This window comes from Klebsiella sp. Sb-30, from assembly GCF_057652795.1.
Genome location: NZ_CM172749.1, coordinates 2913268 through 2925983, shown reverse-complemented (window position 1 = coordinate 2925983; position 12716 = coordinate 2913268). Strand labels below are relative to the sequence as shown.

Genomic DNA, 12716 nt, shown 5'->3' with positions numbered 1-12716 from the left:
TCCCATCCCTGGGACTCACCCCTTCGGGGCCGACGTCAACGTCGTTCAAAAACGCTCCGGGCGTTTTTGTCCATGCTGGCGGCCCCGTCCAGCCGCCTGCGCCTCAGCGATTTTTAGCCGGCCCAACCCCCTGCTGCATGTCCCGATGCCTCATGCCTGCATAGTCATTGCTGAAAATTCTTTCAGCAATAATATCGCAACCTAATCGAACCGCACAAAAGCTACCCGTTGACCCACGCCAGCGTAAACCCATCCCAGCCTTTGCTGCCTACCGTTTGCAGCGCCGTGACCGTCAGGCGCGGATCGCGGGCCATCATCTCGATAAAGCGTCGTACACCCTGCACGCGGTCGTCCTCGCTGCGCGGGTTCACCACCTCGCCGTCGCGCACCACGTTATCGCCGATAATCAATGTTCCCGGTCGGGAATAGTGCAAGGCCCAGCGCAAATAGTCGGGATTGCTGGGTTTATCGGCATCAATAAAAATCAGATCAAACGGCGGGCGATCGCCGAGGGATTCCAGGGTCTGCAGCGCCGGCCCCTCCCGTAGCGTGACCTGCTTATCGACCCCCGCCAGACGCAGATTTTCGCGCGCCACCGCGGCATGGCGCGGATCGGCCTCCAGGGTCAGCAGCTCGCCATCTTCCGGCAGCTCACGAGCCATCCAGATGGTGCTGTATCCGCCGAGCGTGCCGATTTCCAGCACCCGCTGCGCCCGCACCATGCGCACCAGCAGCGCCAGAAACTGTCCCTGATTAGCGGCGACGTCAAAAGCCGGCAGCCCGGCGCGCTGATTGTTCGCCAGCACCTGGCTGAGCAGCGGATCATGGGGAATTAAAGCATCAATCAGATAACTGTCTACGGCAGACCATTGTTGTTGCATAAGCGATTTCCCGCGTTACGTCCCTGATGAGTCTGACCAGCCGCCTCCCAGCGACCGGTATAAATCCACCTGCGCCAGTAGCAGATTGTTTTTCACCTGCACAACGCTAATCTGCGTAGAGAACAGCGTGCGCTGGGCGTCCAGTACGTCAAGATAGGAGGAGTAGCCGTTGCGGTAGCGATTCTGCGCAATGCGCAAGGTTTCCTGCGCCACCTCTTGCTGGCTGAGGAGTTCGTTTAACTGCTCGCCATAGCGGGCGATGGCATCAAGACTGTCATTCACTTCCTGAAACGCGCCGCGCACCGTCTTCTCATAACCGTACAGCGCCTGGTTGCGTTGCGCCATCGACACATCCACCTGCGCATTGAGCGCCTGACGGTTGAGCAGCGGGGCGAGAATACTGCCACCAAGGCTCCACAACCGCAGCGGGTTATCGAGCAGGTCCGGCAACGTCCGATCCTGCAGGCTACCGGTGGCGGTCAAATTGATCGACGGCAGGAGCTGCGCCTGCGAGGAGGTGAGGGTGGCATCGGCGGCAAGCAATTGCCGCTGGGCCTGAACAATATCCGGACGGCGGTTCAGCAGCGTGGAGGGCAGCTGGGACGGCAGCGCGAGCGGCGTCAGTCGGCTGAAATTCTGGCGCTGAATGCTGCCAGGGTTGCTGCCCGTCAGGACGCTCAGGGCGTTCTCCTGCTGAGCTATTTGATGCTGAAGCGGCGGGATCTGCGAACGGGTTGAACGCAGTTCAGAATCGGCCTGCATCAGCTCCAGGCGCGATGTATAGCCGGTCTCAAACTGACGTTTAGCCAGGTTGTACGCGTCCTGGCGCGATTTCAGCGTCTGCCGGGTGACCCGCAGCTGCTCATCCAGCGAAAGCAGCGTCAGATACCCCGCGGCCACCGAGGTGGCGACGGTGAGATCGGCGGCCGCGGCGGCGGCTTTTTGCGCCTCCAGACTCGCCTGGGCGGCGCTGGCCGCGCTGCGGTTAGCGCCCCAGATATCCACATCATAGCTGGCGGTTAATCCGCCTTTGTAGACCGTGCTGTGCACGGGCAGGCCGGTTGCTGCGGACTGCGACCGCGCGCGGGTGCCGGTCAATGAGGCATCCAGCGATGGAAACAGGCTGCTATCGACGGCGTAGGCCCGGGCCTGATACTCATTGACGCGCTCGCGGGCGATCAGCACATCGCTGTTGTAGCGTAGCGCCTGGTCGACATAGCGATTGAGCTGGCTGTCGTGAAAGTGGCGCCACCACACCCCTTCCACCGGGCTGGCCGGGCCGACATCGGCACGCCAGGCGGCCGGGATCTGTAATGACGACCCGGCACGCTGAACGTCCGCCGATTGACAGCCGATCAGTACGAGGGCCAGCGCGAGAGTCAGCGGGCGGATCATGGCTGTGCTCCCTCGCGGGTATCAATGGTGACCTGCACCGACATTCCCGGGCGCAGTCGCGAACTGTTCTTCTGCCCGTCCTTCACCGCAATGCGCACCGGAATGCGCTGCGCGATTTTGACAAAGTTGCCGGTGGCGTTATCCGGGGAGATAGCGCTGAACTCAACGCCGGTCGCCGGCGAGATGCTTTGTACGGTACCGCTGAATGTTTCGCCGTTCAGCGCATCGACGGTAAAGGTGGCGGGCTGGCCGATACGAATTTGCGCCAGCTGGGTCTCTTTCATGTTGGCGATCACCCAGTGCTGCGGCGGCACCAGCGAGGTTAAGTGGGTACCGGCGCTGACGTAGGCGCCGAGGCGCACGGATATCTGTCCGAGCTGACCGGCGGTGGGGGCGACAATGCGCGTGTTGTTCAGATCGATTTCCGCCAGCTCCAGCGCCGCGCTGGCGCTGGCGACGTCGGCTGCCAGCGCATCGCGGTTTACGATGGTTGATTGCAGATCCTGGCGCGACATTTCCAGCGTTGCTTTTGCCTGTTCAATATCGGCGGAACCCTGCGCCGCGCTGGCCCGGGCGGAATCGCGTTCGCGTATGGACAGTGAACCGTCGGCGGTCAAATCCTGCACGCGTTTTAAATCGGCCTGGTTTTTCTGGTTCTGCGCGCGGGCGTTTTGCAGCGCCGCTTCGTTGCGTTGAATGACCGCCTCGGCACTTTTACGCTGCTGCAGGTTATTTTTCAGCGCCGCCTCTTTCATCGCCAGCGTCGCCTGCGCCTGATGAACGCGCTGTTTGTAGATCCGGTCATCAATCTGGAACAGCACCTGGCCTGGCTTGACGTAGGCGAAATCCTGGACATTAACGGCAGTCACATAGCCGCTGACCTGCGGACTGATAAAGGTGGTCTGCCCGCGAACATAGGCGTTATCGGTAAATTGGCTGTGGCGGGTAAACGGCGGCAGCTGCCAGGCATACAAAATCACCAGCACGCCGATAAGACCGATGGCGGCGGCGGTAAAAATAGATACCACGCGGATATTATTGCGAGTGTTGGCCTGTTGCCTGGCCGCATCCTGCTGACTCATAACGACTCCAGAGAAAAATTATCAGTGTTATTTGCTGCCCGTCGCGCGTTGCAACGCGATACGGGCGGTAATACGCAGTCTTATCAATCGCCAGAACACCCAGATCAGCGTCCCGGCGGAAATCGCCGCGGTCAGAAGATAGGTGTCATTGTAGGCAAGAATATTGGCCTGCAGCGTCGAGGCGTTTTGCAGCAGCGTGCTGGCCTGGACGTTCAGCAGGGTACTGTCGCCGATCTGGCTTTGGTACAGCTGGCTGTATTGCTGCAGGCGCTCGGTAATTAACGGGTTCAGAGTGGTCAGCTGGTCGGCCAGCTGGCTGGAGTGGAACTTCTCCCGCCAGGTCTGGAAGGTCCCGAGAATAGCCGAACCCAGCAGGCCGCCGATATTCTGGCTCATCCCAAACAGCACCGAAAAACTCACCAGGTTGCGCGGGTCGGCAATGACCCCGCCGATCCCGGCGAGCATGGCCGGAGCGAGGAAAAAGGCGCTGCCGAAACCGAGTAAAAACTGGCTGAACATCAGCTGCTCCGGGCGAGTCAGGATGGTGGACTGACTGTCGAGCAGCGAGGCTAGCATGATGCAGGTCAGCGCGGTGGCGATCGGCCAGTAGAGCCGCTGCGGATTGAGGGTCAGACAGCTGGCGATAATCCCGCTGAGGATACCGGCGAAAATTGACCAGGCCAGGGTGCCCATCTGTTCGTTTTGCAGCCCCGCGTACTGTAGCCAGCCGATAACCCCGGTGTTTTGCTCCGCCAGCACAATGCGAATAAGCAGCATAATCAGCCCCAGACGCAGGATACTGCCGCTGGAGAGCCACTGCGTATTGAGCAGCGGGTTGCTTCGGTTGTGCTCAAAAACAATGGCCGAGACAATTAACACCACCGCGCCCGCCAGCGACCAGCCAATCCACGGGGCTTCAAACCACCAGTCGAGACGGCCCAGCGACAGGACGGCGCAGACCAGCGCCATGCCGGGCGCCAGCAACATGAAGGTAATGAAATCCTTTTTCTCGAACACCTTTTTCCGATCGCTGGGCGGCAGCTTCAGCACGATAACGCAGGCCAGGGATATGAGTGCCAGCCCCAGTTCGAAGAAGTAGAGTCCGCGCCATTCGTCAAGCTGTAACAGTTCGGTGGAGAACAGGCGGGCAATGGGGATCGCCAGCGAGGAGCCGGTAATGCCAATCGTCAACGCTTTCAGGCGGTGGCGAGCGGGCCACGCCTGCACCTGATAATAGATACCCAAAGAACTGAGGGCGGCCGCCACCATGCCGTGGGCGGCGCGAACCATCATCGCCGAGCTGAGATCGTTGACGAAGAGGTGGAAAAAGGTCACCAGCACGTAGAGCACCAGGAAGCCTTCGGTAAAGGCGCGCAGGCCGAACTGCTGGCGGAATTTCACCAGCAGCAGGTTAATCGACACGTTGGTCATCACGTACACCGCGGGCAGCCAGGCGATCTCCGTGGACCACGCGGCAAATGTCCCCTGCAGGTTTTGCAGGTTGGCGGTCACCACCGCATTACCCAGCGCGCCGGTCAGGCACACCAGCAGCCCGACGATGCCATAGGCGATGCGTTTCGGGGGGCTGTGAATCGGCGTTGACGGCGAGCCGAGCAGCGCGGGTTTCTCGTGCGGCGCCCAGTCATGAGGGCGATAGGGATTACTCTCGCGGCGCGGCATTATTTTTTCTCCAGCTCGCGCAGCAGAGTTTCCAGTACCCGCTGAGTGCGCTCGCGCTCCTCGGCGGTGATGGAACTGAGGATCTCTTCGCGCAGGGCGTCCGCCACGGTTTTGACCTGGTGATAGACCTCAAGACCCTTTTCCGTGGCGACCAGCAGCCGTTTGCGTTTATCGCGCTCGGTGATAACGCGCTCGACCAGCCCCAGCCCGACAAGGCGATTGACCAGCGGAACGATGGTGGCGCTTTCCACGCCCAGCTCCTGGGCCAGCTCAATTTGCGACAGCGGGTCGGCGTTGCGGGCAATGGCCGCAACCGCGACCCAACTGGCCTGACTCATACCGAGGTCTTTCAGGCGGCGATTGACCGCCAGCCGCCAGTGGTGGGCCGTGAGATACAACAGATGGGAAAAGGTAAGCTGCCGGTTATCCATAGTCTTCTTCGCATCAGTACATGACAAAATCATTAGAGCTCTAACGATTCTATTCCTGATGGAAAGCCAAATTCAAGGGCAGATGCTAAAAAGTTGTTAACGCTACGTGCGCTTAGCAGGGGGAATACCTGACACGCTGACGTGCAGGGGGGGAAGAACGAACCGGGAAGGGCGCTACCGGTGGGATGGCCTGGCGTGGACAAAAAAAAGCCCGGGCGATAGCCCGGGCGGGGGGCGCTGCATCTTAGCCTGGGTAGATACCGCGATCTTTACGCGCCATCAGAATGCGTTCACAGGCGACGATATAGGCTGCGGTACGCAGAGAGCACTCTTTGTCTGCGGCCTTCTCGCAAACGTGAATGATCGCGTCAGTCATGATGCGGTCCATCTTGGCGTTGATCTCTTCTTCGCTCCAGAAGAAGCTCGCCATATCCTGGACCCATTCAAAGTAGCTGACGGTCACGCCGCCGGCGTTACAGATAACGTCAGGAACCACGACGACACCGCGTTCGGCAAGGACATCATCCGCTTCCGGATAGGTCGGGCCGTTCGCCCCTTCCAGCACCAGCTTACAGGTCAGTTTTTCTGCGCGCTCGCGCGTGATCTGGCCTTCCAGCGCGGCGGGGATCAGAATGTCCATCTGGGTGGTCCAGAAGGCATCTTTGTCGATTTCACGGGCGCCCGGGAAACCGGCAATCTGCTTCTTCTCAGCCTGCCATGCGGTCAGGGCGGCCATATCAATGCCCCCTTCGTTATACAGGGTGGCGGTGTGGTCCTGAATCACCACGATCCGCGCGCCCACTTCGGCGAACAGACGAGCGGCTTCGCTACCGACGTTACCAAAACCTTGCAGCGCCACTTTCGCGCCTTCAATTTCAATTCCGGAACGGCCGGCGACTTCACGGCCGGTAATAAAGACGCCGCGACCGGTCGCTTTTTCACGTCCCAGCGAACCGCCGAGGTGAATCGGCTTGCCGGTCACCACGCCGGTAATCGTGGTGCCATGGTTCATGGAATAGGTATCCATCATCCACGCCATTACTTTACCGTTGGTGCCGACGTCCGGGGCCGGAATATCTTTCTGCGGCCCGATAATCAGACCGATTTCGCTGGTATAGCGGCGGGTCAGACGCTCCAGCTCGCCTTCTGACAGGCTGAACGGGTCAACGCGCACGCCGCCTTTGGCGCCGCCGTAAGGAATATTGACCGCGGCGCACTTAATGGTCATCCAGGCAGAAAGCGCCATCACTTCGTTCAGGTCAACGTCTGGATGGTAGCGAACACCACCTTTACCCGGTCCACGCGATAGATTGTGCTGTACGCGGTAACCTTCAAAGTGACGGATAGTGCCATCATCCATCTGCACCGGAATGTCGACAATCAGCGCGCGTTTCGGGTGACGCAGAGTTTCCACCCAGTAGGCGAGATCGCCCAGGTAAGGCGCGACGCGGTCGATCTGGCGCAGGTAGGTTGTCCATGGAGATGTACTACTTTCAGATGCGTAAGATAACTTTTCCATAAGAGTCCTGTTCTTAGTGTTATTTATGTCGTGTGAAACCGTGGAATATTTCTACCCGTCATACTTCAAGCCGCATGAGCGTTGGCTTTCCTCGTTCACCCCAGTCATTCACTTCAGTAAGCCCTGGGGATCCTCTGCGTCGCCGCCTTCCTGCAACCCGAATGATTCAGGGTACACAGCAGTAAACTCTGTGCAATGAATGTTATCACCAATTTTATAAACCGGTATTTGACGGGTATTCCGAATTTTAAATTTTTGTTAGAAATTTGGTTTTTCGATTGCATAACTACGCAGCCAAAAACGGGATCATGCTGTGCATTTATATGCATATTTTATGCACTATGGTGAATAGTAAAATAATTTTTTCATATTTATCATTATCTTGATGATCTTCAAAAAGTGAATAAAATGATGGTGCTGGTATTGACTTTGTCACGCGACAGGGCCCAGCATGAGAGCACGCAATGCACAAGGTATTAACCGAGAGTTAACAAATACCCATAAATATAAAAAGGCTTTGTTTTATTGTGGTGAATATATCTTCATCGCAACGGGCTCGTTCGCCAGTAAAACAGGGATCGGGGAATTGTTAATGTCGACTCACCATGATTGGCCCACTGAATAATGCCAATAATCGTTCCGGAGAATTGTTATGTCAGGCTCTATGACTCGTGAAGATTTTAATTCTTACATGGTTCCCTGTTTTGCCCCTGCGCCCTTTATTCCAGTGAAGGCGGCGGGCTCGAAAGTCTGGGATCAGCAGGGTAAAGAATATATCGATTTAGCGGGCGGCATTGCCGTTAACTCTCTCGGGCACACCCATCCGGCGCTGGTTGCGGCGCTGAAATCTCAGCTTGATAACCTCTGGCATATCGGCAACGGCTATACCAATGAGCCGGTGCTGCAGCTGGCGAAAACGCTGGTGGAATCGACCTTTGCCGATAAGGTGTTCTTCTGTAACTCCGGGGCGGAAGCCAATGAAGCGGCGCTGAAACTGGCGCGTAAATATGCCCACGATAAGTCTGGCGCGGACAAAAGCGAAATTATCGCCTTCCAGAATGCATTCCACGGCCGCACGCTGTTTACCGTGACGGTCGGCGGGCAGCCGAAATACTCATGCGATTATGCGCCGCTGCCGCAGGATATTACCCATCTGCCCTATAACGATATCGCGGCGGTCAAAGCGGCAATATCGGACCGCACCTGCGCGGTGATCGTCGAGCCGATTATCGGCGAAGGCGGCGTGATGCCTGCCGACCCGGCGTTCCTGCAGGCGCTGCGCGAACTGTGCGACCAGCACGATGCTGCGCTGATTTTTGATGAGGTCCAGACCGGTGCCGGACGTACCGGCACGCTGTATGCCTACCAGCACTACAACGTGGTTCCGGATATTCTCACCAGCGCGAAAGGACTCGGCGGCGGTTTCCCGATTGGGGCGATGCTGGCCAAAGAGGCCTGGGCTCAGGTTTTCCAGCCGGGCACCCACGGCACCACGTTCGGCGGCAATCCGCTGGCGGCGACGGTCGCCAACACCGTTCTGGCCCAGCTGGATGACCCACTGCTGGCCGGCGTCGCCCGGCGTCATGACCTCATCGTCGAGAAGCTGAACGCGCTGAACGCTCGCTACGATCTTTTCAGCGCGGTACGCGGTAAGGGGCTGTTGATCGGCGCAGAGCTGGCCAGCCATCTGCGCGGCCAGGCTAAAACCCTGACCAATCTGGCCGCGGAAGAGGGCGTCATTGCGCTGATTGCCGGTCCGGATGTCCTGCGCTTTGCACCGGCGCTCAATATTCCGCTGGCGGACATTGAGGACGCTTTCGTGCGCCTTGAACGCGCCGTCGCCCGCCTGACGCGCTAATCGGGGGACGGTTTATGATGCTATTTCGTCCCGTTCGGGAAGATGACCTCGACGATATTATCCGCCTCGCGTCGCGGGCGGGAGTCGGTATGACCTCGTTACCCAACGACCCCGCGCGGCTGGCCGCGCGGATCCAGCGCAGCGTCGAGACCTTTGCCGGTAAGCTGCCGCGCGGCCAGCAGGGCTTTCTCTTTGTGCTGGAAGATACCCGCCTGGCGCGGGTCGTGGGGGTCAGCGCCATTGAAGTCGCCGTGGGCCTCGACGAGCCCTTTTATAATTTTCGCCTGCAGCGTACCGTCCGCGCCTCGAAAGAGCTGGGGGTCTATAAAAATCAGGAATTGCTGAATCTCAGCTACGACCACACCGGACACAGCGAGCTGTGCACGCTGTTCCTGGACCCGGAATATCAGAAAAACCGTAATGGTCTGTTTCTGTCGAAGGCGCGCTTCCTGTTTATCGCCGCCTTCAGAGAGCTGTTTTCACCGCATCTGTTTGCAGAATTACGCGGGCGCAGCGATGAGCAGGGCAACTCCCCCTTCTGGGATGCGCTGGGCCATCACTTTTTCGACATTCCGTTTGCCGATGCCGACCGGTTGACCGGTACGGGAATGAAAACCTTTATTGCCGAACTGATGCCGGCGTACCCGATTTACGTGTCGCTGCTGCCGGATGACGCCCGCGAAGCGATCGGCCAGGTGCATGCCAATACCTCGCCGGCGCGGGCGATTCTGGAGAAAGAGGGATTCAGCTGGCGCGGTTCGGTCGATATTTTTGATGCCGGCCCGGTACTGGAAGCTGAAACCGACGCCATCAGGGCAATCAGCGAGAGCCAGTTTATTCCGGCCATGCAGCTGATGACGGAGCGGTCGTCGCCGCTTATCGTCGCCAACAACCAGTTCGAACAGTTCCGTGCGGTATTGATATCGCCGGACGATCAATCGCAACTTAATCAGGCCGCGCTGGACGCACTGGCGGTGAATGAAACCGACCGGGTTCATGCGGTGACTTTACATCCGGAGGCAAGAATATCATGGCGATAAATGCACAGTTAATCGCAGGGCAGTGGCAGCAGGGGAGCGGCGCAACGCTGACCAAACTGGCTCCGGAAGATCAATCCGTCCTGTGGCAGGCGCCCAGCGCCGGTGCGGCGGAGGTGCAGGCCGCCTGCGCGGCAGCGCGCGGCGCATTCTATGCCTGGTCCCACCGACCACTGGCGGAGCGCATCGCCTGCGTTCAGCGGTTTGCCGCCCTGCTGGAAGCGCAAAAAGAGGCGCTGGCGACGCTTATCTCCCGGGAAACCAGCAAGCCGCTGTGGGAAACCCGCACCGAAGTGCAGGCGATGATGGGGAAAGCGGGCATCTCGATAGAAGCCTACAGCGAGCGTACCGGCCAGCGCGAAACCGCGATGCCGGACGGTAAAGCGCTGCTGCGCCATAAGCCGCACGGCGTGATGGCCGTTTTTGGCCCCTACAATTTTCCCGGTCACCTGCCGAACGGACACATTATTCCGGCGCTGATTGCCGGGAATACCGTGGTGTTTAAGCCGAGCGAACTGACGCCCGCCACCGCCGAACTGACGGTGAAGCTGTGGCTGCAGGCCGGGATCCCGGACGGCGTTATCAACCTGATTCAGGGGGGGAAAGAGACCGGCCAGGCGTTGCTGGAAAACCGGGATATCGACGGCGTGCTGTTTACCGGCAGCGCCTCTACCGGATTCCATTTCCATCGCTACCTCAGCGGTCAGCCGGAGAAAATGCTGGCGCTGGAGATGGGCGGCAATAACGCGCTGATCGTCGCCGATGTGACCGACAGCGATGCGGCGCTGAATGTGATTATTCAATCCGCCTTTATCTCCGCCGGACAGCGCTGCACCTGCGCGCGCCGGCTGCTGGTCAAACGCGGCGCCGAAGGCGATGCGCTGCTGCAGCGTCTGGTTGAGGCCAGCGCGAGGATCCGCAGCGGAAAATGGGACGCCGAACCACAGCCGTTTATGGGGGGGGTTATCTCTCTTCAGGCGGCGCAGGGGATGCTGGCGGCGCAGGACAAACTGGAAGAACTGGGCGGCAACGTCCTGCTACGCCTGCATCAGCCGGACCCGCGCTCCACGCTCTTAACGCCGGGTATTATCGACGTGACCGGCCTGGATGTTCCCGATGAAGAGTACTTTGGTCCGCTGTTGACCGTGATCCGCTATGACACCTTTGATGAGGCGATCCGCATTGCCAACCACACCCGTTATGGGCTGGCCGCGGGGCTCATTTCCGCCGACCCGGCGCTGTTTGAGCAGTTTGTCGACGAGGCACGCGCCGGGATCGTTAACTGGAACAAGCCGCTAACCGGCGCCTCCAGTAAAGCGCCTTTTGGCGGCGTGGGAGCGTCCGGCAACCATCGCGCTTCGGCGTGGTATGCCGCCGATTACTGCGCGTGGCCAATGGCCTCCCTGGTCAGCGAAACGCTGACGCTGCCGGCGACCCTCTCGCCTGGCCTGTCATTCTGATAACGGATTCTGTGAGGACACCATGTCTGGTTTTGAAGCTAATTTTGATGGCCTGGTTGGGCCGACGCACCATTACGCCGGTCTTTCGGTCGGCAACGAAGCCTCGCAAAACAACCGCGACGGCTTATCCAACCCGAAGAAAGCGGCGCTGCAGGGGCTGTTTAAAATGAAAACCCTGGCCGACAAAGGCTTCGTTCAGGGCATTTTACCGCCGCAGCCGCGGCCAAATATTTCCGCTCTGCGCGGACTGGGCTTTCAGGGGAGCGATGCGCAGGTGATTCAGCAGGCCGCCGTCGAGGCGCCGCATCTGCTGTCCGCATTTAGCTCCGCGTCGTCGATGTGGACCGCCAACGCCGCCACGGTATCGCCTTCTGCCGACAGCGCCGACGGAAAGCTGCATTTCACGGTCGCCAACCTGAACAACAAGCTGCATCGTTCTCAGGAGGCGCCGACGACCGCGTCGATTCTGCGCGCCACCTTTGCCGATGAGACCCGTTTTAGCCACCACGACGCGCTGGCGCAGCATGGCGATTTAGGCGACGAAGGGGCGGCGAACCATAACCGCTTTTGCACCGACTATGACCGCCAGGGGGTACAGTTTTTTGTCTACGGTAGGCGCGCCAGCGGCGGCGTGGCGCCGGCGAAATATCCGGCCCGTCAGACCCTCGAAGCCAGCCAGGCGATTGCGCGTCTGCATCGGCTGAACCCGGAATATACCGTATTCGCCCAGCAGGATCCGGCGGCCATCGACCACGGCGTGTTCCATAACGATGTGATTTCGGTCAGCAACCGCCACGTGCTGTTCCATCATCAGCATGCTTTTTTAAATCAGCAGGCGGTGCTGGACACGCTGCGGGAAAAAACCGCGCGGCTGGATATCCCGTTTACCAGCGTCGAAGTGCCCCAGGCGCAGGTCAGTCTCGATGATACCGTGGCCTCCTATCTGTTCAACAGTCAGCTGCTCAGTAAAGCGGATGGCACGATGCTGATCGTGGTGCCGGAAGAGTGTCGCCAGCGCAGTAATGTCTGGCAGTACCTGAGTGAACTGGTCAGCAGCGGCGCTTCGCCGATCAACGAGGTGGCGGTCTTTGATCTGCGTGAAAGCATGCGTAACGGCGGCGGCCCGGCGTGCCTGCGCCTGCGCGTCGTGCTGAATCATGACGAACTGGCGGCGGTGAATCCGCGTAGCCTGATGAATGACGAACGCTATCAGCAGTTGACCGGCTGGGTTGAAAAACATTACCGCGACCGTCTGCATGCCCGTGACCTCGGCGACCCGCAGCTGTTGAGCGAGGTTTACCAGGCCCTTGATGAACTGACGCAGATTTTAGGTCTGGGTTCGGTCTATGACTTCCAGCGCTAAGGGACCGGGA

The 12716-nt window shown here is 59.3% G+C and carries 10 protein-coding genes; 4 read left to right on the top strand and 6 right to left on the bottom strand.

Features of this window, described 5'->3' with window-relative positions; translation table 11 throughout:
* Window positions 1-221: 221 nt before the first annotated feature.
* From AC236I_RS13685 to AC236I_RS13660, 6 genes are all read right to left on the bottom strand, one after another.
* A complete protein-coding gene (locus AC236I_RS13685; protein ID WP_220667759.1) occupies window positions 222-881 on the bottom strand; it encodes an O-methyltransferase in 660 nt (219 codons plus the stop codon).
* A 15-nt stretch (window positions 882-896) separates the two neighbouring features.
* Window positions 897-2276, bottom strand: a complete 1380-nt coding sequence (locus AC236I_RS13680) for an efflux transporter outer membrane subunit (RefSeq protein WP_487608521.1) — start codon at window positions 2274-2276, stop codon at window positions 897-899.
* Entirely contained in the window at window positions 2273-3358 is a 1086-nt protein-coding gene (locus AC236I_RS13675; protein WP_015584459.1) for an HlyD family secretion protein, read from the bottom strand. The genes AC236I_RS13680 and AC236I_RS13675 overlap by 4 nt, the downstream gene beginning before the upstream one ends.
* Before the next feature lie 27 nt (window positions 3359-3385).
* A complete protein-coding gene (locus AC236I_RS13670) occupies window positions 3386-5038 on the bottom strand; it encodes an MFS transporter (protein ID WP_015584458.1) in 1653 nt (550 codons plus the stop codon).
* Complete coding sequence (locus AC236I_RS13665; RefSeq protein WP_015584457.1) at window positions 5038-5469, bottom strand: MarR family winged helix-turn-helix transcriptional regulator; 432 nt, start codon at window positions 5467-5469, stop codon at window positions 5038-5040. The genes AC236I_RS13670 and AC236I_RS13665 overlap by 1 nt, the downstream gene beginning before the upstream one ends.
* A 244-nt stretch (window positions 5470-5713) precedes the next feature.
* Window positions 5714-6988 (bottom strand): Glu/Leu/Phe/Val family dehydrogenase, encoded by a 1275-nt coding sequence (locus AC236I_RS13660; protein ID WP_004861355.1) that lies wholly within the window; start codon window positions 6986-6988, stop codon window positions 5714-5716.
* A gap of 652 nt (window positions 6989-7640) precedes the next feature.
* On the opposite strand from AC236I_RS13660, the gene AC236I_RS13655 reads away from it, so the two are divergent.
* The 4 genes from AC236I_RS13655 to astB are packed head-to-tail and all read left to right on the top strand — an operon-like array spanning window position 7641 to window position 12706.
* Window positions 7641-8846: a bifunctional succinylornithine transaminase/acetylornithine transaminase gene (locus AC236I_RS13655; protein ID WP_004861358.1), complete on the top strand. Its 1206-nt coding sequence runs from the start codon at window positions 7641-7643 to the stop codon at window positions 8844-8846.
* Window positions 8847-8863: 17 nt separating this feature from the next.
* On the top strand, window positions 8864-9886 hold the full coding sequence (gene astA, locus AC236I_RS13650) for an arginine N-succinyltransferase (RefSeq protein WP_160873162.1): 1023 nt from the start codon (window positions 8864-8866) through the stop codon (window positions 9884-9886).
* On the top strand, window positions 9877-11343 hold the full coding sequence (gene astD, locus AC236I_RS13645) for a succinylglutamate-semialdehyde dehydrogenase (protein ID WP_134936627.1): 1467 nt from the start codon (window positions 9877-9879) through the stop codon (window positions 11341-11343). The genes astA and astD overlap by 10 nt, the downstream gene beginning before the upstream one ends.
* Before the next feature lie 22 nt (window positions 11344-11365).
* Complete coding sequence (gene astB / locus AC236I_RS13640) at window positions 11366-12706, top strand: N-succinylarginine dihydrolase (RefSeq protein WP_162661374.1); 1341 nt, start codon at window positions 11366-11368, stop codon at window positions 12704-12706.
* Window positions 12707-12716: the final 10 nt, after the last annotated feature.